Raw genomic sequence first — 22,761 nt, 5'->3', positions numbered from 1 at the left:
GAGAGGGAGAAAGATGGGCATCGCTTTCGCGTTCGTCGTCTTCGTGCTCGCACTGCTTCGCCTGTGGCCGCACGCAGCGCTCAGCGAAACCGTCGGCAGCTCCCGCGCCGTCTACGCGCAAGGCGGCCAGCTCCTGCGCCTCACGCTCGCCGGCGACGAACAATACCGTCTCTGGGTGCCGCTCGAACGCATCTCGCCCACGCTGGTCGATGCGGTGCTGCTGTACGAAGACCGGCGCTTCTACACGCACCCCGGCGTCAACCCTGCCGCGCTGGCGCGCAGCGCGTGGCGCATTGCCAGCGGCGAGCGCCGCCAGGGCGGCTCCACGCTCACCATGCAGCTCGCGCGACGCGTCTACGGCATCGACAGCCGCACGCCCACCGGCAAAGTGGCGCAGATCTTCGCCGCGCTGTGGCTGGAGGCGCGCTTCAGCAAGCACGACATCCTCGAGGCGTACCTCAACACCGCGCCCTATGGCGGCAACATCGAGGGCGTGCAGGCGGCGAGCCTCATCTACTTCCGCAAGGACGCCGCCAAGCTGAGCCTGCCCGAGGCGCTGACGCTCGCGGTGATTCCGCAGAACCCCGTCAAGCGCATCGCCGAGCGCGGCCGCAACGCCGAGCTGCAGTCGGCGCGCGAACGCCTGTGGGCGCTGTGGGCCGAGCGCGATCCGGCGGCGAAGCAGCATGCGCCCGATGCGCAACTGGCGCTGTCGGCGCAGTCGCGCGGCAGCCTGCCCTTTCTGGCACCGCACGCCACCGACATGCTGCTCGCGCAGGAGCGTGGCGTGCAGGAAGTGCACACCACCATCGACCTGCGCATGCAGGCCACGCTCGAACGCGTGATGGCGCAATACCTGCGCGCGCATGCCGACGTGGGCATGAACAACGCGAGCGCGCTGCTGCTCGATGCATCGACGATGCAGGTGCGCGCGATGATCGGCTCCGCCGACTTCCGCAACGACGCCATCTCGGGGCAAGTCAACGGCGTTCTGGCCAAGCGCTCGCCGGGCTCCACCCTCAAACCCTTCATCTACGCGCTTGCACTCGACCAGGGGCTGCTGCATCCGAAGACCATGCTGAAGGACGCGCCCACCTCCTTCGGCCCCTACACGCCTGAGAACTTCGACCACCGCTTCGCCGGGCCGCTGCCCGCGCAGGAAGCGCTGATCCGCAGCCGGAACGTGCCCGCGGTGGCGGTGGCGGCGAAGCTCTCGAAACCGGGGCTCTACGACTTCATGCGGCTGGCAGGCGTGCAGAAGCTGCAGGGCGAATCGCACTACGGCCTCGCGCTGGTGCTGGGCGGTGGCGAGGTCACGCCCGAGGAGCTGGCCGGCATGTACGCGACGTTGGCCAATGGCGGCATCTCGCAGCCCATCCGCTACACGCAGCCCGCGCCCGGCGAGCGGCCCGTGCAGCCGCTGCGCCTGCTGAGCGAGGAAGCGTCGTTCATCACGCTCGACATGCTGCGCCACACGCCGCGCCCCGACACCACGCTGCCCGCGCGCCCGGCCATCGCGTGGAAGACGGGCACGTCCTGGGGCTTTCGCGATGCGTGGACGGCCGGCGTGTTCGGCCGTCACGTGCTGGTGGTGTGGGTCGGCAATTTCGACGGCACCAGCAACCCGGCGCTGGTGGGCGTCGATGCGGCCGCGCCGCTGTTCCTGCGCATGGTCGATGCGCTGCGCGCCGAGCGGCTCGACCCCGGCGAGGTGGCGTCGCGCCAGCCGCCCGACCTGCGCCAGGTCGAGGTCTGCGCCGCGACGGGTGGCCTGCCCGACGCACTGTGCCCGGTGCGCACCATGACATGGTTCATCGCCGGCAAGTCGCCGATCCAGGTCAGCAACCTGCACCGCGCAGTGTGGGTCGACGAAACGACCGGCAAGGTGGTCTGCGGCCCGCAGCCCAATGCGCGCCAGCAGGTGGTGGAGCAATGGGGCAGCGACATGCGCCGCCTGTTCCGCCAGGCCGGCCTGCCACGCGCGAGCGCACCGGCGGACGGCTGCGAGAAGGATGGCGCTGCGTCGGAAAGCGCGCCGCTCATCACGTCGCCCTTGCGCGGCGTGCGCCACACGCTGCGCGTGAAGAAGCCCGAGCCGCTGGTGCTGCGCGCCGAGGCTGCCGCGGGCACGCAGGCCATCTACTGGTTTGCCGACGACGCGCTCATCGGCCGCGCCGCGCCCGGCGAAGGCATCACCTGGATGCCCGACCTCGCGGCATCGGGCCGGCGCTATGTGCTGCGCGCGGTCGACGACCAGGGCCGCGCGGAGTCGCGCGAAGTGACGGTGGACGTCGCCCCCTGAAAGGATGTCATGGCCGCGTCATGCCGCCTCGGCATGGTCACGCGTTTTGAACTCGAACGCCTTCCTTTCCATGACGCGCATCGCCTCCCTGTCTTTCGTCGCTCTTGCCGCTGCACTCGCATGCGGCGGCGCTGCGGCCCAGACCGCCTTCCCCTCCACGCTCGCCGGCCACGCCGTGCTGCCCGCGCAGAGCTTCGTCGCTGCGCCCAAGGACGCGCCGGCCGACCTGCAGGCCAGCGGCAAGTTCACGACCGGCAAGCGCGTCGAGGCGATCGGCTCGGTCGAAGGCCTGTCGGCCGGCCGCGGCACGGGCGTGTCGCTGCCCTTCAAGGGCCAGCCGCTGCAGGGCCACTCGGGCATCAAGAAGATGGACGACGGCAGCTTCTGGATCCTCACCGACAACGGTGCCGGTACCAAGGCCAACTCGCCCGACTTCATGCTCTACCTGAACCACTACAAGGTGGACTTCAAGAGCGGCAAGTTCAACCGCCTGAACACCATCTTCCTGCACGACCCGGACAAGAAGGTGCCCTTCCGCATCGTCCACGAAGGCTCCAAGCAGCGCTACTTGACGGGCGCCGACTTCGACCCCGAGAGCTTCCAGTTCGCCGGCGGCGCGCTGTGGATCGGCGAGGAGTTCGGACCCTTCCTGATCAAGGCCGACCTCAAGGGCAAGGTGCTCGCCGTGTACGACACGCTGGTCGACGGCAAGGTCGTGCGCTCGCCCGATCACCCCGCAGTGACCACACCGGGCGTGCCCGGCGGCGCGGTCGATTTCCAGATCAAGCGCTCCAAGGGCTTCGAGGGCATGGCCTCGTCGAAGGACGGCAGCAAGCTCTACGCGCTGCTCGAAGGCCCGGTGTGGAACGCCGAGGCCAAGGACTACGAACGCGTCGACGGCAAGGAAGCGCTGCGCGTGCTGGAGTTCGATGTGGCCACCGAGAAGTGGACGGGCCGCCACTGGAAGTACGTGCTCGAAGCCAATGGCAACGCCATCGGCGACTTCAACATGATCGACGGCACCACCGGCTTGATCATCGAACGCGACAACGGCGAAGGCACGAGCGACAAGGCCTGCCCCGAAGGCCAGAAGCGCACCGACTGCTTCCACGACATAGCCAAGTTCAAGCGCGTCTACAAGGTCGAGCTGAACGACGCGAACGTGGGCGGCCCGGTGCGCAAGATCGGCTACATCGACCTGCTGAACATCGCCGACCCCGACAAGCTCGCACGCAAGCCCTTGAACGACGGCGTGCTGAAGTTCCCCTTCTTCACCATCGAGAACGTCGACGTGGTCGATGCCACACACATCGTGGTCGGCAACGACAACAACCTGCCGTTCTCGAGCAGCCGCGAGCCGAACAAGGCGGACGACAACGAGCTGGTGCTGCTGGAAGCGGGCGCGTTGCTGCAGGCGAAGTAAGCGACCCGCAGCGAGGGCATCGGCACCGCCTTGCGGCCTTTCAAGTGTCCGTGCCGCGCTGCTGCACCAAGGTCATCGCGAACTGGCCGTTGCCGACCGACCAGTCCGAGTAATCGTTTTCGTGAGTGAAGATGAAAACGTCGGCTGGTGCGATGCCAGCCTGGTGTTCCAGGTTGTGCGCGATCTGGCCATAGAGTGTCCGTTTCATCGCGTCGCTGCGCCCCCGGCGCATGGTGATTTCGACCACGATCACGCGATCGGAACGTGCCACGCCATTGAACCTGCGATCGAAAAAGAAATGGTCGGCCCTGTATGGGTTCACCAGGTTGAACAGCTCGTCCTCCGGCATCCCGATACTGCCGACCAGTGCGTCGTGGATGCCTCGCACGATGGCCTGGCATTGGGCGGGAGGCGTGTCTTCAGGGACGGCGGTGCGAATGAAAGGCATGGTGACGGACTCCAGCAAAAGCGATGCATGCCGCCGGACGATTCCGGACAGGTCATGCGCCGTTTGTAGGCGCCGCAAAGCAAAAAACGAACCGATGAATTTGCCGGTGCTATGTGCAATAAAGTCACTTCACCATGAAACAGCATCTTCGCCACATGAACGCGCTGCGCGCCTTCGAAGCGGCCGGCCGTCTGGGCCGCATGACCCTGGCCGCCGACGAGTTGCATGTCACGCCTGGTGCGATCAGCCGGCAGGTGCGGCAACTCGAGGATGCGCTCGGCGTCGTGCTGTTCGAAGGGCCGAAGAACCAGCCCGTGCTGACCGCTGCCGGCAAGTACTTGCAGCCGACCCTGTCGGCGGCCTTCATGCAGATCGAACAGGCGGTGGATGCCATGCTCGAGCGGCAGCACACGACATTGGACGTCTCCTGCCTCAGCACCTTCACAATGCGCTGGCTCATTCCGCGGCTCTACGATTTTCATGCGAGCCAGCCGGACATCGGCGTGCGGCTCAAGGCCACGGACCAGAGTGCGGCAACGCCGGTGTCGCGGAGCGACGTCGCGATCTCGGTGGCGCAGGACGAAGACGAGGAGGCGACGCCCGCCGATGTGTTCCTGTTCGACGAACTGCTCGGCCCCGTGCTGGCTCCCGGCCTGGCCGACCGGTTGCGGCTCGGTGAGCCGGCCGATCTCGAGAACCAGGAGATCCTGCAGACACGCACGCGGCGCAATGCCTGGTCGATGTGGAGCGCATCGGTCGGCAGCGCGGTGCGGGTTCTGCCCGGCACGGAGTTCGAGCACTACTACTTCACGCTGGAGGCCGCGATCGGCGGCCTGGGCATCTGCATCGCGCCCTGGCATCTCGTGATGGACGACGTGCGGGCGGGGCGATTGACCGCGCCCTTGGGCTTTCATGCCAGCGGCTACCGCTATGTCGCCAGGCGCAACGGCACCCGGGACGAGGCGGCGCGGTTGTTTTGCGACTGGCTTCAGGCCCAGGCCATGGCGATGCCACAGCCCGGGCCGCTCGGCGCGCGCGCCGTCAAGCCCGCATCAGCGCCTCGATCTCGTCCGCCTTCACGGGCACGCCGCGCGAAATAAGCTCGCAGCCGGTGGCCGTGACGATCGCGTCGTCCTCGATGCGGATGCCGATGCCGTGGAACTGCTCGGGTACGCCGTCGGCGGGCCGAACGTAGATGCCGGGCTCCAGCGTCAGCACCATGCCCGGATGCAGGATGCGGCTCGGGCGGTTCTTGATGACCTCGTTCGACAGCGGATCCTTGCGCTCGCTCACCTCGCCGACCTGCGTGGGCTCGACGTAGCTGCCGCAATCGTGCACGTCCATGCCGAGCCAGTGGCCCGTGCGGTGCATGTAGAACTGGAAGTAGGCGCGCGAGTCGATCACGTCGTCCACGCCGCCCACCTTGTTGGCGTCGAGCAGGCCGAAGTCGAGCATGCCCTGCGCCAGCACCTTCACCGCGGCGTCGTGCGGGTCGGTGAAGCGGTTGCCGGCCTTGGTGACGGCGGCCGCGGCGTCCTGGCTGGCCAGCACGAGGTCGTACAGCGCGCGCTGCGGGCCGGTGAACCTACCGTCGGCCGGGAAGGTACGGGTGATGTCGCTCGCGTAGCCGTCGAGTTCGCAGCCCGCGTCGATCAGCACCAGCTCGCCCTTGCGCAGCGGCGCCGCATCGGCGCGGTAGTGCAGCACGCAAGCGTTGGCACCGGCCGCGACGATGGAGTAGTAGGCCGGGTACTGCGAGCCGCCAAGGCGGAATTCGTGCAGCAGCTCGGCGTCGAGGTGGTACTCGCGCGCGTCCTTGCCCTCGCGCAGCATGCGGGCCGAGAGCTGCATCGCGCGCACGTGGCCGCGGGCGCTGATCTGCGCGGCGCGGCGCATGACGTCCTGCTCGTGCGCGTCCTTGATCAGGCGCATCTCGTCGAGCGGGCCGCACAGGTCGCGCTGTTCCTCGGGGCACAGCGCGCCGTAGCGCACGCGGGCGCGCACCGACTGCAGCCAGCCGTCGATGCGGGTCTCGAGGCCCTTGTGGATGGCGAATGGGAACCACACGATCGAGCGGTTCTCGAGCAGCTTCGGAAGCCTGGCATCGAGGTCGGCGACCGAGAAGGCTTCGTCGACGCCGAGTGCCGCGGGTGCCGCGTCGGGGCCGAGGCGGTAGCCGTCCCAGATCTCGCGCTCCAGGTCCTTCGGCGCGCAGAACAGCGTGGCGCGGCCGTCGCCCGCCAGCACCAGCCAGGCGTTGGGCTCGGTGAAGCCGGTCAGGTAATAGAAGTAGCTGTCGTGGCGGTAGAGGAAATCGGTGTCGCGGTTGCGCGGGCGTTCGGGCGCGGTCGGGATGATCGCGATGCCGTCCTTGCCCAGCTGCGAGGCGAGGCGCGCGCGGCGCTCGGCGTAGATCGTGGTGGTGGCTGCTGCTGAAGTCATCTGCTTGGCGTGTTCAGTTGGGCGAGTCGTTCGGGGGTGCCTACATCGGTCCAGGGGCCGGTGTAGAGCTCGGCGCTCACGAGTTCATTGTCCATCGCGGCGCGCAGGATCGGTGCCAGCGGGGCTTTGCGGCCGGCCGGGTTGCCGCTCGGGATGTCGCAGTACGGCGGCGCGAAGAGCTCGGCGCGGTACAGGCCGATGCTCGAGAAGGTGAACTTCCGGTCGGCCGTGTTGAGCGCGAGGCCCCCGGCGGACAAGCCGAAATCGCCCTTGAGGTTGTGCGCGGGGTTCGGCACCAGCCACAGGTGCGCGAGCTTGCCGCTGGCGACGAAGCGGTCGACCGAGTCTTGCGCGAAGGCGAAGCCAGGCGCGAACACGTCGCCGGCCGCCACCCAGAACACCTCGCCGAGCAAGGGCAGCGCACGCACGATGCCGCCGGCCGTTTCGAGCGCGCCGCCGAAGTCGCGGCCCTCGTCGGAATATGAAATCGACAGTGCCGATGGCCCCTGCAACAAGGGCTTGGCGCCGAACCGCTCGGAGATCTGCGTGCCCAGCCAGTCCGTGTTGATCACCAGCTCGGTGAACCCGCCCGCGGCCAGCGCTTCCATCGGCCACTGCATCAGCGGCTTGCCGCGCACTTCGAGCAGGGGCTTGGGAGTGATGTCGGTCAGCGGCCGCATGCGTTCGCCGCGCCCCGCGGCCAGGATCATGGCCCGCACGGAAATCGAAGCTACGTTCGTCATCGGCTGATTCTTTCGGGAAACACCGAGGAACCGGCTATGCCGGGCCTCTGGTGTTGCCCCCGGCAGGGGGTGGGAGAAGCGACACGAAGTGCGCGAAGCCTGGGGGCGAGTGTCATTTCCGCCCGCGCTGCAACTCGTTGCGTTCGCTGTGGCGGGGCTGGAACAGCGCCACCAGGCATTCCATCAGCGCATGCGCCTTGGCCGAGTGGTCGCCGCCGAAATTGCACACATACACGTCGAGCGTCACGCCGCGCTGCTCGGGCCAGGTGTGGATGCACAGGTGCGATTCGGCCAGCAGCACGGTGGCCGTGACCCCGCCCGGGCCCTGCGGCGTGGCCGGAAATCCGTGGACCAGCCTGCCCACCGCCTGCAGTCCGGCAGCGTCCACCGCCTTGAGGCAAACGGCGCCCAGGGCCTCCCGGTCGGTCAGCCATTGAAGGCCGCATTGGCAGTCGTGAAGGTCGGCGGTGAGGTGCAGCCCGTGCATGGGGCGCAACTCTAGCAGTCCGGCCGCTGCACAAGAGAGCATCGGCCGGACGTTTGCCCTGTATCGGCGGGTGTCCGGGCTCGCCCGGTAAAATCGCGGGTTCCCCCTATCCCCTCCCACCCTTTTCCCCCGAAAGTCCACCGCAAATGGCAAACCACGCCCTGATGGCCAACGCAATCCGCGCTCTGGCCATGGATGCCGTCCAACAAGCAAATTCCGGACATCCGGGCGCACCGATGGGCATGGCCGACATGGCCGTCGCACTCTGGGGCGAACACCTGCGCTACAACCCCGCCAACCCGCACTGGTTCGACCGCGACCGCTTCGTGCTGTCGAACGGCCATGCCTCGATGCTGCTGTACTCGGTGCTGCACCTCACGGGCTACGACCTGCCGATGGAGGAAATCAAGCACTTCCGCCAGCTGCACAGCAAGACCGCCGGTCACCCCGAAGTCGACGTGACGCCGGGCGTCGAAACCACCACCGGCCCGCTGGGCCAGGGCATCACCAATGCCGTGGGCTTCGCGCTGGCCGAGAAGCTGCTCGCCGCCGAGTTCAACCGCAATAGCCACAACGTCGTCGACCACCACACCTACGCCTTCCTGGGCGACGGTTGCATGATGGAAGGCATCAGCCACGAAGCCTGCGCCCTCGCTGGCGCCTGGCACCTGAACAAGCTGATCGCGCTGTACGACGACAACGGCATCAGCATCGACGGCCAGGTCAAGCCCTGGTTCATCGACAACACGGAAGAGCGCTTCAAGGCCTATGGCTGGAACGTCATCGGTCCGATCGACGGCAATGACGCCAAGGACGTGTCCAAGGCCATTGCCAAGGCCAAGAAGGAAGAATCGAAGCCCACGCTGATCATCTGCAAGACGACCATCGGCAAGGGCAGCCCGAACCGCGCCGGCACCGCCAAGGCGCACGGCGAGGCACTCGGCGCCGAAGAAATCAAGCTCACCCGCGACGCGATCGACTGGCACTACCCGCCCTTCGAAATCCCGGCCGAGGTGTACGCCGACTGGGACCACAAGGCCGAAGGCGCGAAGACCGAAGCCGCCTGGAACGACAAGTTCGTCGCCTACGCCGCCGCGTACCCCGAACTGGCCGCCGAGTTCACCCGCCGCATGAAGGGCGAGCTGCCCAAGGATTTCCACCAGGTGGCGTTCGACACCGTGGTCGCCGCCCACACCAGGGGTGAGACCGTCGCCAGCCGCAAGGCCAGCCAGCTCGCGCTGGAAGCCTTCACCGCCGCGCTGCCCGAAATGCTCGGCGGCAGTGCCGACCTGACCGGCTCGAACCTCACCAACACCAAGAGCACCGCCGCGCTGCGCTTCGACGCCAAGACCGGCGCCGTCGTGCTGAACGCGCCCCCCGCGCCGGTGGTGCTCCAGGGCGCCGAAGACGAAGCCGCACAAGGCGCTGCCGTCGAGCCGCCGCACGGCGAGATCGGCCGCCACATCAACTACGGCGTGCGCGAGTTCGGCATGGCCGCCATCATGAACGGCGTGGCGCTGCACGGCGGCTACATCCCCTACGGCGGCACCTTCCTCACCTTCAGCGACTACAGCCGCAACGCCATCCGCATGGCCGCGCTGATGAAGCGCCGCGTGATCCACGTGTTCACGCACGACTCCATCGGCCTCGGCGAAGACGGCCCGACGCACCAGTCGATCGAGCATGCCGCCTCGCTGCGCCTGATTCCGAACCTCGACGTCTGGCGTCCGGGCGACACGGCCGAAACGGCCGTGGCCTGGGCCGTGGCGCTGCAGAACCAGTCGCGCCCGACCGCGCTGCTGCTGAGCCGCCAGAACATCGCCTACGCACCGAAGAGCGAGCTCGGCGACATCAGCCGCGGCGCCTACGTGCTGTCCGAGCCCGAAGTCGTCGGCCTCAAGAGCAAGAAGACGGCCGCCGTCATCATCGCCACCGGTTCCGAAGTGCCGCTCGCACTGGCAGCGCAGAAGCTGCTGGCCGAGAAGAAGATCGCCGTGCGCGTGGTGTCGATGCCCTCGACCACCACCTTCGATCGCCAGGACTTGGCCTACAAGAAGAGCGTGCTGCCGAAGAAGATTCCGCGCATCGCCGTCGAGATGGGCTGCACCGGCGGCTGGTGGAAGTACGGCTGCGCGGCCGTCGTCGGCATCGACACGTACGGCGAGTCGGCACCGGCGCCGGCGCTGTTCAAGCACTTCGGTTTCACGGCGGAAAACGTTGCCGCCACCGTGGAAGCGGCGCTGCGGGACTGATCCCGCCAAGCGTTTCTTTCCGTTCGATCACAAGTTTTTCAACCTTAGGAGCAAGTCAGATGGCTATCAAACTCGGTATCAACGGCTTCGGCCGCATCGGTCGCAACGTGCTGCGCGCAGCGGTGCAGAACTTCAAGAACGACATCGAGATCGTTGCCATCAACGACCTGCTCGAGCCGGACTACCTCGCCTACATGCTCCAGTACGACTCGGTGCATGGCCGCTTCAAGGGCGAAGTCACGGTCGAAGGCAACACGCTGATCGTCAACGGCAAGAAGATCCGCCTCACGCAGGAACGCGACCCGTCGCAGCTGAAGTGGAACGAGGTCGGCGCCGACATCGTGCTCGAATCGACCGGCCTGTTCCTCACGAAGGAAACGGCGCAGAAGCACATCGACGCGGGCGCGAAGAAGGTCATTCTGTCGGCACCGTCGAAGGACGACACCCCCATGTTCGTCTACGGCGTGAACGACAAGAAGTACGCCGGTGAAGCCATCATCAGCAACGCCAGCTGCACCACCAACTGCCTGGCGCCGCTGGCCAAGGTGCTGAACGACAAGTGGGGCATCAAGCGCGGCCTGATGACCACCGTGCACGCCGCCACCGCCACGCAGAAGACCGTGGACGGCCCGAGCAACAAGGACTGGCGCGGCGGCCGCGGCATCCTGGAGAACATCATTCCCTCGAGCACCGGCGCTGCCAAGGCCGTGGGCGTGGTGATCCCCGAGCTCAACAAGAAGCTCACGGGCATGAGCTTTCGCGTGCCGACCTCCGACGTGTCGGTGGTCGACCTGACCGTGGAGCTGGTGAAGGAAGCCACGTACAAGGAAATCTGCGCCGAAATGAAGGCGCAGAGCGAAGGCGCGCTCAAGGGCGTGCTGGGCTACACGGAAGACAAGGTGGTGGCCACCGACTTCCGCGGCGACCCGCGCACCTCGATCTTCGACGCCGAAGCCGGCATTGCGCTCGACGGCACCTTCGTGAAGCTCGTGAGCTGGTACGACAACGAATGGGGCTACTCGAACAAGTGCCTGGAGATGGTGAAGGTCGTGTCGAAGTAAGGCTTTGCGGCTTCAACAAGAAACGCGCCCGAGGGCGCGTTTCTTGTTGCTGGATGTCGGGCGATGGGTGCGAGACGATCAGCGCAGCTTTTCGTTCTTCAGGATTTCGCTGCTCAGCGCGACGGACATCTTGGTTGCCGCGCGTTTGGCGGAAAGGCCGAACTCACCCTTGAATTCGCTGAATTCCGCCTCGCCCCGGCCCGAAGCCTTGACGCGGGTAATTTCAGCGCCTGCCGGATCGGTCACGACACACGCAACCTCGGTGGTGAAGTACGTGGGCGGCCAGGTGAAGGGAGACGGCGAGCCCGAATCGGTCTTGATCTCGGGCGTGAACACGAGCGAGGCGCCCGATGCCTGGACCGCGCCGGCGTCCGCAGCGGACTTGAGGACAACCACGTCCTGGTAGACCGCGCGCAGCGCATCGCGAATCGACTTCTCCAGGTCACGGTACGGGTAGTAGCTGATGCGGTCGCCACCGCCGCCGGCTGTAGTGGCCTGTAGGGCGCGCTGCGCATCGGTCATGGTGTAGGCCACCTTTTTCTGGATCAGGCTGGCTTCCACGCGTGGCGGTGCGGCGTCGGTGCCGACATTGATGGGATGCGCACAGCCTGCGAGCACGGCCACGACAGCGAGCGCAGTGGCGGCGCGGAAAGCTCTGGAAACGATAGACATGAAATTTCTTCTCCGGGTTCTGTTTTTTAAGAGGCGAGGGCTGCGGCGAACTGGGGATCGGCATACACCTGCCGCAGCAGCGTGCGCACGAGGTCCGAGTAGGCGGCCTGCCCAGCAGGGATGGCCACGATGCCCGCGAAGCTGGACTCGAAGCTGGTGTTCGCCTTGTAGGTCTTCCTGAGGCGTTGCATGCCCTCGCGCGTGATCTCGATCTGTACTTCCATCACGCCCGTGCCGGTGACGATGTTCCCCACGCTGATCTCGTTGCTGAGGATGCGAGCGTCGATCCGTGTGCGGGATTTCGCGTCGTATGCAGCTACCTCCTTGAGGTCATTGACCAGCGCGTCCTCGAGGTATTTTGCGAAAGTGCCGCTGGGCGAAAGCAGGCGCGCGCCGCGCAGCGAGAGGTTGTTGACGGGGTCATTCGGATCGGTCGGCTGCACCTTCACCACTGCCACGGGGGCTGGCTTGCTTGCCTTGAGCCGGTCAAGGGCTTCGTAGTCCGCCGCGTAGGGCGGGGCCTTCAATTGCGCACATCCTGTGGCCAGAACGGCCAGGGCGCAGAAGGCGAATCCATGCACGCGAGTCACTGTCACGCTCTCCTCCTAAATGGGTTGTTTTTGGAGACGAGACGGTAACACGATGCTACGGCAATGCCCGCGGCATTTCTTCGGGTTGATCTGCAGCGTGAACACCAGCGACACACCGGCCGCTTCATTGGCCTTCGCAACGCAGGACGATCACGTCGCGGTACACCGCGCCCGAAGACCGGCGGCGAAGCTCAGACCGGTTCGAGCACGTGGATCAGCTTGCTCTCGACGAATTCCTTGGTCTTCTCGCCGTGGGCTTTCATGTGCGGGGCCACGGCATGGGCCTGCAGGTGCGCCAGCGTTTCCCACTTCTCGACGACGACAAAGGTGTCGGGGCCGAAGCTGGCCTTGGACGTCGGAATGCCTTGCGCATCGACCGTGGCGGCGTATTCGATGCAGCCCGCTTCTGCCAGCACGGCCGCGCGGTTCCCGGCGAAGGCTTCGAGCAGTCTGGCGCGCTGGCCGGGCTTGGCGGTGATGACGGCGACGACGTGAATCATTGAAAGAGTCTCCAGTGGGTAAAGGATGCGAGGGTCGAATCTAAGAGAAACGGTGCCGCGGTGCAGGTCCGGTCCGCGACAACACCAAGCCGCGCGGTCTCCCCATGTGTCTGTCCGATTGTTGAACACAGGTTAACGATGGATTGACTTCGAGTGCGAATCGTTCGGTGCACCTGCTCCTAAAGTGGCAGCTCCCCAGCAGCATTCCATGAAGGACATCGATGAGCAGCTACAGCATTGCCACCATTCCCGGCGACGGCATCGGCAAGGAAGTGATCCCGGCCGGACGCGAAGTGATGGAGGCGCTGGCCGCAGCCTCCCACGGCGCGCTGAACTTCAGCTTCGAGGATTTCGGCTGGGGCGGCGACTACTTCCGCGAGCACGGCGTGATGATGCCGGCCGATGGCCTCGACGCGCTGCGCAAGAAGGACGCCATCCTCTTCGGCTCCGCAGGCGACCCGCACATTCCCGACCACATCACCCTCTGGGGCCTGCGCCTGAAGATCTGCCAGGGCTTCGACCAGTACGCCAACGTGCGCCCGACGCGCATCCTGCCGGGCATCGACGGCCCGCTCAAGCGCTGCGGCCCGGCCGACCTGAACTGGGTCATCGTGCGCGAGAACTCCGAAGGCGAGTACGCCGGCGTCGGGGGCCGCGTGCACCAGGGCCACCCGATCGAAGCCGCCACCGACGTGAGCATGATGACCCGCGCTGGCGTCGAACGGATCATGCGCTTCGCCTTCAAGCTGGCCCAGTCGCGCCCCCGCAAGCTGCTGACCGTCATCACCAAGAGCAACGCCCAGCGCCACGCGATGGTGATGTGGGACGAGATCGCGCTGCAGATCTCCAGGGAGTTCCCGGACGTGACCTGGGACAAGGAGCTGGTCGACGCCTCGACCGCGCGCATGATCAACCGGCCGGCATCGCTGGACACCATCGTCGCGACCAACCTGCATGCCGACATCCTCAGCGACCTCGCTGCCGCGCTGGCGGGCAGCCTGGGCATTGCGCCCACCGGCAACATCGATCCCGAGCGGCGCTACCCCTCGATGTTCGAGCCAATCCACGGCTCGGCCTTCGACATCATGGGCAAGGGGCTGGCCAATCCGGTCGGCACCTTCTGGTCGGTCGTGATGCTGCTCGAGCACCTGGGCGAAGTCCAGGCCGCGCGCCGCGTGATGGAGGCCGTGGAGCACGTCACCGCGAACCGGTCGCTGCACACGCGCGACCTCGGCGGCAATGCCACCACTGCGCAGGTGACGCGTGCCGTGTGCGAGCACATCGCCAGTGCGCGGCAGCGCCTCGCGGACTGAACCCAAGCCCCCCCGCCGCCGCGTGCATCGATGCACGCGGGCACGACAACAACGAGCCAGAGACAAGACCATGACCGCTTCTTCTGTCCCTTTCATCCAGGGCCGGCGCACCATGCTGCGGGCCGGCGCCCTGGCGCTGGGCCTGGGCACTGCCGCACTGGCCTTCGCGCAGCCGGCCGTCTGGCCCACGCGGCCCATCAGCCTCGTCGTGCCCTTCCCGGCCGGCGGCACCACCGACGTGCTGGCCCGTGCGCTGGCCGAAAAGCTGTCGCAGTCCCTCGGCCAGCCTGTCGTGGTCGAAAGCAGGCCCGGCGCAGGCGCCACGCTCGGCGCCGATTACGTCGCCAAGGCCAAGCCCGATGGCTACACGCTGCTGATGGGTGCGGTGCACCACACCATCGCCACCAGCGTCTACAGGAAGCTGCCCTACGATTTCCAGAAAGACCTGGCGCCGATCACCGTCGTGGCCATGGTGCCCAACGTGCTGGTCATCAACGCGGCCAACACGCCCGCGAAGAACGTGGCCGAGCTGGTTGCGCTCGCCAAGGCCGCGCCCGGCAAGCTGGCCTATGGCTCCAACGGCAACGGCACGGCGCAGCACCTGATCGGCACGCAGTTCCAGGCCAGCACCGGCACCACGCTGCTGCACGTGCCGTACAAGGGCAGCGGCCCGCTCACCACCGACCTGCTCGGCGGGCAGGTGGCCATGTCCTTCGACACCATCACGCCGGTGCTGCAGCACATCAAGGGCGGCAAGCTGCGCGCGCTGGCCGTGACCACAGCGCGCCGCTCGTCGGTGCTGCCCGACGTGCCGACGCTGGAAGAGGCGGGGCTCAAGGGCTTCGACATCGGCACCTGGTTCGGCGTGCTCGCGCCGGCGGCCACGCCGAAGGACATCGTTGCGCGGCTCAACACCGAGATGGTGAAGATCATCAAATCGCCCGACTTCGCACAGCGCATGCAGGCCATCGGCGCCGAGCCGCTGGGCGGCACGCAGGAAGAGATGGCGCGGCAGATCCGCGAAGAAACCGCCAAGTTCGGGAAGCTCGTGAAAGAAGGCGGCGTGACGATCGAGTAGGCCGATGGGGCGGCACCGTACGGAGCAGTTCGTTACGCGGAAGACACACCTCGGCGGCGCTGGCACCCTGCGGAGGCCATAGGATCGGGGCCTTCGAATTCATCGCCGCCATCCTGCTCATGTTCATCGTCACCCTCACCTACACCCGCCCCCTCGAAGAGGTCGATGCGCTGATGGACGCGCACATGACCTGGCTCAAGAAGCACTACGAAAGCGGGTTGTTCGTGGCGTCGGGGCGGCAGGTGCCGCGCACGGGCGGCGTGATTCTCGCGCGCTCGGGCGACCGCGAGGGGCTCGAATCGGTGCTGGCGCGCGACCCGTTCGTGCAGGGCGGCGTCGCGCGGGTGGACGTGACCGAGTTCGTGCCGAGCATGACCGCTCCCGGCATGGAAGCTCTGAAGAAATTCTGATTGCCCGCCTTCGGTCAGCCTGCGGGGGTTTCCTTGCGGCCGTCCGGATGGAGCGCGAAGCGCGCAGCCTCGCGGTCGTGCACCGGCGCCGGGTCGTTCCACGGCCAGCCGCCGAACTGCGTGCGGCGGTAGTCGGCCATGGTCTGGCTGATCTCGGCCTGCGTGTTCATCACGAAGGGGCCGTACTGTGCCACCGGCTCGGCGATCGGGCGGCCCTGCAGCACGAGGAATTCGCTGGCTTCGTCGTCGCCGTTGACCAGCTCGACCGCGGCATCCGCGCGCAGCTCGACGGCGGCCGGGCCTTCGATGCGCTGGCCGGCGACGTACGCCATCGCGCCCTTGAAGAAATAGAGCATCCGTTGCGTGCCCTCGCCCGTGGCGGCCGGCAGCGTCCATTGCGCGCCGGGCGTCATCTTCAGCGTCCAGATCGCCACGTCGGCACCGGCCTGCGCGGCCCATGAATCGGGCGGCGGCGAGAGCGGGTGGATCGGTTCCTGGCCGTCCGCTGCATCGCCCAGGCGGCCGGCGATCACCGCGACCTCGGTGCGCCCGCCCTTCGCGTCATCGGATGCGAAGCGCGGAATGGCCTCCGACCAGAACATCGTGAAGTGCGGCTCGGCCATCTTGTTCTTCGCGGGCAGGTTGAGCCAGATCTGGAACAGTTCGAGCGGATTGGCCGCGCCGTTGTCGAGCAGCGGGAACATCTCCGAATGCACGATGCCCTTGCCGGCCGTGAGCCACTGCACATCGCCGCCGCCGAAGCGCGCGGTGGCGCCCAGCGAATCGGAATGGTCGACCAGCCCCTTGCGCACGATGGTCACGGTCTCGAAGCCGCGGTGCGGATGCGAGGGAAAGCCCGGCACCGTGTCGCCGTGGTACATGCTCCAGCCGTCCTTGCGGCTGAAGTCCTGGCCGATCTGGCGGCCGGCCAGCGAGGCCTCGGGGCCCATGCGGCCGTTGGCCTTCGGGTAGGCGTCGTCGTGGTAGACGCAGAACAGGAACGGGTCGATCGTCTGCCACGGGAAACCGAGGGGTGCGATCTTCACGATGGGGTTGTTGCGCTCGTTGTTGTTGTCGTCGTCGGACATGCGGTTGTTCCTTTCCAGGTGAGGCTCGGCCGATGATGCCTGGCCGGTGCCTGGAATATCGGGCCGCCGCCGCCTTCCGGTAGACGCCTTCCCTGCAACAGTGAAGAGCGCGTATGGAACGATCGGCATCAGGGGTTCTGATGCGTCACCGCGGCGTTGGGGTCCATGTACATCAGCTCCCAGAGGTGGCCGTCGATGTCCTGGAAGCCGTGGCCGTACATGAAGCCGTAGTCCTGCGGCTCGCGCGGCACGGTGCCGCCGGCGGCCACCGCCTTGGCGACCATGGCGTCGACTTCGGCGCGGCTCTCGCACGACAGGCACAGCAGCACCTCGGTGCTCTTGCTGGTGTCGGTGAGGCTCTTGGTCGTGAAGGTCTTGAAGAAGTCCTCGACCAGCAGCATGGCGTGGATGCTGTCTTTCTGGATCACCATGCACGCCGCATTCGCATCGGTGAACTGCTCGTTGAAGGTGTAGCCCAGCGCGGCGAAGAAAGCCTTGGACTTCTCCAGGTTCTTGACGGGGAGGTTCACGAAGATCTGCTTGTTGGCCATGGTGTTTCCTGTGTCTATAAAAGGTTGGATCGGCTGCTTGCCGGCGTATTTGTGTACGCCGTCCACAAAAGATATCAAAGAAAATGGACGGCGTCCACATCTTCTTTCATTCGAACGGATCGGGCGCACAACGGAGCCATTGTGGGGAGCGAAAAAGACGGAGCATCATGGCCGCATGGAAATCGAGTTCAAGTTCTGCATTCCCGCCGGCCGCCTGAAAGCCGTCGAAGCCGCCCTGAAGCGCGGCGCCGTCGTGCGCACCCGCCTGCAGGCCCGCTATTTCGACACCGCCGACCAGCGGCTGGCCGCCCACGGCATGGTGCTGCGGCTGCGCAAGGAGGGACGGCGCTGGGTGCAGACGGTGAAGGCCACCGGCGACAACGCCCTGCACCGCCTGGAGCACAACGTCGACCTGGGCACAGCGGGCGCGGCGCCGCAGATCGATCCGCAGCGCCACCAGGGCACGCCCGTGGGCGACCGGCTCGCGAAGCTGCTGGCCGACGGCGGCGGCGCGCCGCTGGTCGAGCGGCAATCGACCGACATCGTGCGGCTCACGCGCGACGTGCGCGTTTCGGGGCCCGATGGCGCGGTGGTGGAAATGGCGCTCGACGTCGGCAAGGTCGCCGCGCACGCGGGCACGGCCGGGCAGCGCGAATCGCCTGTGTGCGAATTGGAGCTGGAGCTGAAGCGCGGCGACGTGCAGGGCCTCGTGTCGCTTGCGCGGCGCTGGTCGCAGCAGCATGGGCTGTGGTTCAGCACCGTGTCCAAGGCGGAGCGCGGCGCGCGCTTGCTGGCGGCGCATGAAACCGTGGAGGCGGTGAAGGCCGAAGCCCCGCGATTCAGCGCGCACCACCCCGACGGGCGGGGCATCCAGCAGGCCGTGGTGGCGTCGTGCCTGGCGCAGATGCTGCCCAACGCCAGCGAGATCGCGGCGGGCAGCACGGACGAAGAGCAGATCCACCAGTTACGCATCGGTATCCGCCGGCTGCGCACGGCGCTGCGCGAACTGGCGGAGCTCGACACGGCTTCGGGCCTGTTCGACGCGGCCAATTGGGAGCCGCCGCTGGTCGACGCCTTCCGCGCGCTCGGAGCATTGCGCGACCGCGAGCAGGTCGTGAAGCTCGCGCAGCCCAGGTTGAGCGAGGCCGGCGCGCCGGATTTCGACCCGCTGGCCGGCGACGACACGGCAGCCCACACCCCCGCCCGGCGATGTCGTGCGCGCCCCGGCATTCCAGAACGTGCTCGTTTCGCTGATCGGCTTTACTGCCGCGAAGCCCGCGGAAGCCTCATCGGAACCCGTGCCGATCGACGCCAATGCAGCCCACCGCCTGCTGCGTGAACACCTGCAGCATCTGCACAAACAGGTGCGGCGCGACGGCAAGCGCTTCGAGTCGCTCGACGCCGAAAGCCAGCACCGCGTGCGCAAGCGGCTCAAGCGCCTGCGCTACCTCGCCGAGTTCGTGGCGCCGCTGTTCGAGAAGGGAGACGGCAACGCCGCCGGGCGCTACCTGAAAGCACTGCGCCCCGCGCAGGACGCGCTGGGCGAGTTCAACGACGAGGCCGTGGCGCTCGCGCTGTACCGCGAAGCCGCCGCGCGCGATGCGCGTGCGTGGTTTGCGGTGGGGTGGTTCAGTTCAAGGCGCGCGGCCGGCGCGAGCGCTTGCCGCAAGGCGTTGGAGAAGATCGAGGATGCGCCGCGGTTCTGGAAGAAGAACTGAACCGCCGGGCGCCTCTCGGGTTCAGTGATGGTGCCCGTGCGCCCCATGCACATGCCGGTGCTCGATTTCCACCGGCAGCGCCGTGCGCACGTCCGTCACCTGTAGGCTGAACTTCAGTGCCTTGCCGGCCCACGGATGGTTGCCGTCGAGCAGCACGACCGGGCCCTTGATCTTGGTCACCGTGAAGACATGCTCGCGCCCATCGTCGAGCCGGCCCTGCAGCTGCCCGCCCACCTTCACGCCCGGCGGAAAGTCGGTCTTGGGAATGCTGCGCACCAGCGTTTCGTCGCGTTGGCCGAAGGCGTCTTCGGGCGCGAGGTTCAGCACGGTCTGGTAGCCCTTTTCCTTGCCATCGAGCGCTTCCTCGATCTTCGGCAGCGTGTTTTCGTACCCGCCATGCAGGTAGGCCATAGGCTCGGGGCTGGCTTCGATGAGCTTGCCCTGGGCGTCGGAGACCTTGTACTTGATGGTGACGACGGTGTCTTTTTCGATTTTCATGGGGTGGCATTTTCAGTGGAAACGAAAAAGGCGCCAGCGCTCAGGCCTTCCGCGGAGGCGGTGGCTCCTGCAGCACGTCGATCTGGTCGAGCTTGCCGATCACCAGGTCGATGAACGCCGACACCGCCAGCGGCAGGTGCTTGCGGCTCGGATACACCACACTAAGCCCTCGGCCGGTGTACCGGTACTGCGGCAGCACGCGCACCAGCCGTCCTTCCTGTTCGTCGCGCGTCGCCATCGCCGGCGGCAGCTGCGCGATGCCCAGCCCGGCCAGCGCCGCCTTGCGCAGCGCCTGCGCCGTATTGCCGGTGAATCGCCCGGTGACTTGCACTTCTTCCTCGACCCCATCGGGTCCCGCAAGGTGCCAGGTGGTGGTGCCGGATGCGTGCGGCGGTGTCACGCAGTCGTGGTTCGCGAGGTCCTGCAGGTTCCGGGGCTCGCCGCGCCGCGCGATGTAGTCGGGACTTGCCAGCAGGCCGCCGCTGCGCGTTGCCAGCCGCCGGCCGATGTAGCCCGAATCGCGCAGCACGCCGCCCCGGAAGGCCACGTCGATCTGCTCCCCGATGAGGTCTGCGCTCGCGTCGCTGAGCACGAAGTCGAGCTTTACCAGCGGATGCGCGGCCAGAAAGTCCGACACCCATTCCATCGGGAAGAAATCGAAGAAATCCGCCGGCGCGGCCACGCGCACGAGGCCGCTGGGCTCCTGCCCTCCGGCGACCAGCGCCTGCCCGGCCGCCACCAGCCCGTCGATCGACCCCGCGCACTGGTCATGAAACTCCCGCCCGGCGCTGGTCAGCGTCAGCTTGCGGGTCGAGCGCTGCATCAGCCGCGTGCCGAGCTGCGATTCGAGCTGCTGGATGCGCCGGCTCACGGTGTTCGGCGGCAGGCCCTGCCGCCGGGCCGCTTCGGCGAAGCTGCCGTGGCGCGCCACCTGCACGAACAAGGCGATGTCGTTGAGGTCGAGCATGACGGGCTGATTCCTTCTATCTGTGGACGAGTGCAATCCGACTCTACCGTCTAGTCGATCAATGGGTGCGTGCCTAACCTTGTGCCCATGACTTCCACATCACTTCCTTCTCCCTCCTCCACCCCGGTGCAGCGCCGCATCGTCTGGGGCGTCCGCATCTTTCTGGCGCTGGCTTTCGGCGCCGCGGGCGCCGCCAAGCTGGCCGGCGCGCAGCAGATGGTCCAGGTGTTCGACGCGATCGGCTTCGGGCAGTGGTTCCGCTACCTGACCGGACTGGTCGAGGTCGGCGGGGCGTTGCTGCTGCTGGTGCCCGCGACCGGCTTTCTCGGCGGCCTGCTGCTGGCCGCGACCATGGTCTGCGCCGTGGCAACGCACCTGGGGCTGATCGGCGGCAACCCCGCGCCGGCGGTGGTGTTGGGGCTGCTGTCGGGCTTCGTCGCCTGGCGCACGTGGCCCGCGTTCCGGCCGGCTGCCGCTGCCGCCTGACCCCTTTTCTTCAACGTTCCCGGAGTACCCCATGACACAGCAACAACCCCGTATCGGCGTCATCCTCGGCTCTATCCGCGAAGGCCGCTTCGGCGAGAAGCCCGCGCAATGGATTCATGAGATCGCGAAGCAGCGCACCGACCTCGCCTTCGAGCTGGTCGACCTGCGCGACCATCCGCTGCCCTTCTTCAACGAGGCGGGCGCGCCGGCCTGGGGGCCGGTAAAGAACGAGGCCGCGCAGCGCTGGCAGGCGAAGCTGGCCACCTTCGACGGTCTGGTCGTCGTGACGCCCGAATACAACCACGGCCCGAGCGCGGTACTGAAGAACGCGATCGACTGGGCCTACAAGGAATTCATTCGCAAGCCGATCGGCTTCGTGGGCTACGGCGGGGTGGGCGCGGCGCGCGCGATCGAGCAGCTGCGGCTGGTGGCCGTCGAGATGCAGATGGCGCCCGTGCGCAACGCCGTGCACATCGGCATGGTCGAGTTCCTGGGCATCTGGCAGCAGGGCAAGAGCTTCGGCGACTTCCCGCACCTCGCTCAGGCCGCCACCGCCATGCTCGACGACATCGCCTGGTGGACCAAGGCACTGAAGAACGCGAGGGAGGCCGCATGATGACCACCGCTGTTGAAACACCGGCCCGCGCCATCGTCTACCGCACGCGCGGCTCGCGCCATGGCGGCATCACGCGGCTGATGAGCCCCGGCGACCTGGGCGAATTCCTCAAGCCCTTCGTGTTCCTCGATCTCTTCGGCTTCGACGTCACGGGCGGCCACAAGGGCTTCGGCCTGCACCCGCATTCGGGCATCGCCACGCTGACCTGGCTGATGGAGGGCGACACGCTGTATGAAGACACGACCGGCGAGCAAGGCACGCTGCTCGGCGGCGGCGTCGAGTGGATGCGCGCCGGCAACGGCGTATGGCACACCGGCGCACCCGCGCCGGGCGTGGAGCGCGTGCGCGGCTTCCAGCTGTGGGTGGCGCTACCGGCCTCGGAAGAGAACGCACCGGCGCAGAGCATGTACCTCGCGCCCTCGCAGGTCCCGCGGGAGGGCCCAGCGCACGTGCTGCTCGGGCGCTACGGCGCGGCGCAAAGCGCGATTGCCGCGCCGGCGTCGATGAACTACCTGGCCGTGGAGCTGAAGGACGGCGAGCGTTGGCGCTACACGCCGCCCGCGGGCCACACGGTGGGCTGGGTCGCGGTCAACGTCGGCGGGCTCGAAGCGGACGACGGCACGGGCGGCCCGATCGTCGCCGGCGAACTCGCGGTCTTCGAAGAGTCCGCCGAGGCCATCGACTTCGTGGCCCGTGGCGATACGGCCTTCGTGCTGGGCTCGGCGGTGAAGCATCCGCACGAGCTGGTGATGGGCCATTACTCGGTGCACACCAGCAAGGCGGCGCTCGACCAGGGCGAGGCCGAGATCCGGCGCATCGGCGCACGGCTGCGCGCAGAAGGCCGCCTGCCCTAGCACTTCATCGGTGCGCCTGGGCGCACCACCGACCCATCCAGCCACGCCGGCCGCGCGCATCTTCGGGTGCGCGCGGCCGGCGTTTTGGCGCTCCGATTCCCTGGTGGCGCCGCTTTTCCCGCCTCAAAGGACGACGACCAAGGGCTTACCCCATAACTCGGGCCCGCATATTGCTTAAGACTGTCGTCGGTTGACTGTCGACAGATTGCAGTCAACCCGATTAACCCAAACAAGGGCTTGGCCTGGCAGCCAGGCCGGTGAA

General features: G+C 67.2%; 24 protein-coding genes. 13 read left to right on the top strand and 11 right to left on the bottom strand.

Going from position 1 to position 22,761, the window contains the following annotated elements:
• Window positions 1-13: 13 nt before the first annotated feature.
• Together pbpC and ACEOAB_RS29270 are read left to right on the top strand one after the other, a co-directional pair.
• On the top strand, window positions 14-2,302 hold the full coding sequence (pbpC, locus tag ACEOAB_RS29275) for a penicillin-binding protein 1C (RefSeq protein ID WP_495653301.1): 2,289 nt from the start codon (window positions 14-16) through the stop codon (window positions 2,300-2,302).
• Between the two features lie 70 nt (window positions 2,303-2,372).
• On the top strand, window positions 2,373-3,725 hold the full coding sequence (locus ACEOAB_RS29270; protein ID WP_413750763.1) for an esterase-like activity of phytase family protein: 1,353 nt from the start codon (window positions 2,373-2,375) through the stop codon (window positions 3,723-3,725).
• Window positions 3,726-3,765: 40 nt separating this feature from the next.
• On the opposite strand, the gene ACEOAB_RS29265 is transcribed toward ACEOAB_RS29270, so the two are convergent.
• Window positions 3,766-4,173: a tautomerase family protein gene (locus ACEOAB_RS29265; protein WP_007828549.1), complete on the bottom strand. Its 408-nt coding sequence runs from the start codon at window positions 4,171-4,173 to the stop codon at window positions 3,766-3,768.
• Between the two features lie 134 nt (window positions 4,174-4,307).
• Between ACEOAB_RS29265 and ACEOAB_RS29260 the strand changes: the two genes are divergently transcribed.
• Entirely contained in the window at window positions 4,308-5,273 is a 966-nt protein-coding gene (locus ACEOAB_RS29260) for a LysR substrate-binding domain-containing protein (protein ID WP_495653300.1), read from the top strand.
• On the opposite strand, the gene ACEOAB_RS29255 is transcribed toward ACEOAB_RS29260, so the two are convergent.
• The 3 genes from ACEOAB_RS29255 to speD all read right to left on the bottom strand — a co-directional run bounded on the left by ACEOAB_RS29255 (window position 5,215) and on the right by speD (window position 7,845).
• Window positions 5,215-6,615 carry an aminopeptidase P N-terminal domain-containing protein gene (locus ACEOAB_RS29255; protein WP_413750761.1) on the bottom strand — a complete coding sequence of 467 codons (1,401 nt, stop codon included), beginning with the start codon at window positions 6,613-6,615 and terminating at the stop codon, window positions 5,215-5,217. The two genes, ACEOAB_RS29260 and ACEOAB_RS29255, sit on opposite strands and share 59 nt — an antisense overlap.
• A complete protein-coding gene (locus tag ACEOAB_RS29250; RefSeq protein ID WP_413750764.1) occupies window positions 6,612-7,325 on the bottom strand; it encodes a nucleotidyltransferase family protein in 714 nt (237 codons plus the stop codon). The genes ACEOAB_RS29255 and ACEOAB_RS29250 overlap by 4 nt, the downstream gene beginning before the upstream one ends.
• Window positions 7,326-7,470: 145 nt before the next feature.
• On the bottom strand, window positions 7,471-7,845 hold the full coding sequence (gene speD / locus ACEOAB_RS29245; RefSeq protein WP_413750760.1) for an adenosylmethionine decarboxylase: 375 nt from the start codon (window positions 7,843-7,845) through the stop codon (window positions 7,471-7,473).
• 146 nt (window positions 7,846-7,991) lie between these two features.
• Here speD and ACEOAB_RS29240 point away from each other — a divergent pair, with 146 nt between their 5' ends.
• Window positions 7,992-10,097, top strand: a complete 2,106-nt coding sequence (locus ACEOAB_RS29240; RefSeq protein ID WP_056594743.1) for a transketolase family protein — start codon at window positions 7,992-7,994, stop codon at window positions 10,095-10,097.
• 59 nt (window positions 10,098-10,156) lie between these two features.
• Window positions 10,157-11,158, top strand: coding sequence for a type I glyceraldehyde-3-phosphate dehydrogenase (gap, locus tag ACEOAB_RS29235; protein WP_007828559.1), 1,002 nt, complete (start codon window positions 10,157-10,159; stop codon window positions 11,156-11,158).
• 78 nt (window positions 11,159-11,236) lie between these two features.
• Here the strand turns inward: gap and ACEOAB_RS29230 are convergent, their stop codons facing one another.
• The 3 genes from ACEOAB_RS29230 to ACEOAB_RS29220 all read right to left on the bottom strand — a co-directional run bounded on the left by ACEOAB_RS29230 (window position 11,237) and on the right by ACEOAB_RS29220 (window position 12,920).
• Window positions 11,237-11,830: a hypothetical protein gene (locus ACEOAB_RS29230; RefSeq protein ID WP_413750278.1), complete on the bottom strand. Its 594-nt coding sequence runs from the start codon at window positions 11,828-11,830 to the stop codon at window positions 11,237-11,239.
• 26 nt (window positions 11,831-11,856) lie between these two features.
• Window positions 11,857-12,426, bottom strand: coding sequence for a hypothetical protein (locus ACEOAB_RS29225; protein WP_413750277.1), 570 nt, complete (start codon window positions 12,424-12,426; stop codon window positions 11,857-11,859).
• 185 nt (window positions 12,427-12,611) lie between these two features.
• Complete coding sequence (locus tag ACEOAB_RS29220; RefSeq protein ID WP_056594737.1) at window positions 12,612-12,920, bottom strand: putative quinol monooxygenase; 309 nt, start codon at window positions 12,918-12,920, stop codon at window positions 12,612-12,614.
• A gap of 221 nt (window positions 12,921-13,141) precedes the next feature.
• Between ACEOAB_RS29220 and ACEOAB_RS29215 the strand changes: the two genes are divergently transcribed.
• From ACEOAB_RS29215 to ACEOAB_RS29205, 3 genes are all read left to right on the top strand, one after another.
• Window positions 13,142-14,233, top strand: a complete 1,092-nt coding sequence (locus ACEOAB_RS29215) for a tartrate dehydrogenase (RefSeq protein WP_413750276.1) — start codon at window positions 13,142-13,144, stop codon at window positions 14,231-14,233.
• 70 nt (window positions 14,234-14,303) lie between these two features.
• Window positions 14,304-15,311, top strand: coding sequence for a Bug family tripartite tricarboxylate transporter substrate binding protein (locus tag ACEOAB_RS29210; RefSeq protein ID WP_413750275.1), 1,008 nt, complete (start codon window positions 14,304-14,306; stop codon window positions 15,309-15,311).
• A gap of 119 nt (window positions 15,312-15,430) precedes the next feature.
• Window positions 15,431-15,721 (top strand): YciI family protein, encoded by a 291-nt coding sequence (locus ACEOAB_RS29205; RefSeq protein ID WP_007828567.1) that lies wholly within the window; start codon window positions 15,431-15,433, stop codon window positions 15,719-15,721.
• 14 nt (window positions 15,722-15,735) lie between these two features.
• On the opposite strand, the gene ACEOAB_RS29200 is transcribed toward ACEOAB_RS29205, so the two are convergent.
• Complete coding sequence (locus ACEOAB_RS29200) at window positions 15,736-16,809, bottom strand: pirin family protein (RefSeq protein ID WP_413750274.1); 1,074 nt, start codon at window positions 16,807-16,809, stop codon at window positions 15,736-15,738.
• A 128-nt stretch (window positions 16,810-16,937) separates the two neighbouring features.
• The gene (locus ACEOAB_RS29195) at window positions 16,938-17,360 is read right to left on the bottom strand and encodes a VOC family protein (RefSeq protein WP_007828571.1); all 423 of its coding nucleotides are present in this window, start codon (window positions 17,358-17,360) and stop codon (window positions 16,938-16,940) included.
• 175 nt (window positions 17,361-17,535) lie between these two features.
• Here ACEOAB_RS29195 and ACEOAB_RS29190 point away from each other — a divergent pair, with 175 nt between their 5' ends.
• Together ACEOAB_RS29190 and ACEOAB_RS29185 are read left to right on the top strand one after the other, a co-directional pair.
• Window positions 17,536-18,699 carry a CYTH and CHAD domain-containing protein gene (locus ACEOAB_RS29190; protein ID WP_495653299.1) on the top strand — a complete coding sequence of 388 codons (1,164 nt, stop codon included), beginning with the start codon at window positions 17,536-17,538 and terminating at the stop codon, window positions 18,697-18,699.
• Window positions 18,659-19,078 (top strand): CHAD domain-containing protein, encoded by a 420-nt coding sequence (locus ACEOAB_RS29185; protein ID WP_495653298.1) that lies wholly within the window; start codon window positions 18,659-18,661, stop codon window positions 19,076-19,078. The genes ACEOAB_RS29190 and ACEOAB_RS29185 overlap by 41 nt, the downstream gene beginning before the upstream one ends.
• Window positions 19,079-19,099: 21 nt before the next feature.
• On the opposite strand, the gene ACEOAB_RS29180 is transcribed toward ACEOAB_RS29185, so the two are convergent.
• The gene (locus tag ACEOAB_RS29180; protein WP_007828578.1) at window positions 19,100-19,576 is read right to left on the bottom strand and encodes an FKBP-type peptidyl-prolyl cis-trans isomerase; all 477 of its coding nucleotides are present in this window, start codon (window positions 19,574-19,576) and stop codon (window positions 19,100-19,102) included.
• 40 nt (window positions 19,577-19,616) lie between these two features.
• On the bottom strand, window positions 19,617-20,543 hold the full coding sequence (locus ACEOAB_RS29175; protein ID WP_056594718.1) for a LysR family transcriptional regulator: 927 nt from the start codon (window positions 20,541-20,543) through the stop codon (window positions 19,617-19,619).
• Between the two features lie 87 nt (window positions 20,544-20,630).
• On the opposite strand from ACEOAB_RS29175, the gene ACEOAB_RS29170 reads away from it, so the two are divergent.
• Genes ACEOAB_RS29170 through ACEOAB_RS29160 form a run of 3 tightly spaced genes read left to right on the top strand, consistent with a single transcriptional unit; the run spans window position 20,631 to window position 22,499 of the window.
• The gene (locus ACEOAB_RS29170) at window positions 20,631-21,029 is read left to right on the top strand and encodes a DoxX family protein (protein WP_413751061.1); all 399 of its coding nucleotides are present in this window, start codon (window positions 20,631-20,633) and stop codon (window positions 21,027-21,029) included.
• Between the two features lie 31 nt (window positions 21,030-21,060).
• Window positions 21,061-21,645: an NADPH-dependent FMN reductase gene (locus ACEOAB_RS29165; protein ID WP_056594711.1), complete on the top strand. Its 585-nt coding sequence runs from the start codon at window positions 21,061-21,063 to the stop codon at window positions 21,643-21,645.
• The gene (locus ACEOAB_RS29160; protein ID WP_413751063.1) at window positions 21,645-22,499 is read left to right on the top strand and encodes a pirin family protein; all 855 of its coding nucleotides are present in this window, start codon (window positions 21,645-21,647) and stop codon (window positions 22,497-22,499) included. Before ACEOAB_RS29165 ends, ACEOAB_RS29160 begins: the two co-directional genes overlap by 1 nt.
• Window positions 22,500-22,761 lie beyond the last annotated feature (262 nt).

It is taken from the genome of Variovorax sp. Varisp53 (assembly GCF_059491555.1).
The sequence above is the reverse complement of the archived record's forward strand: the minus strand, read 5'-3'. Positions and strand labels throughout refer to the sequence as shown.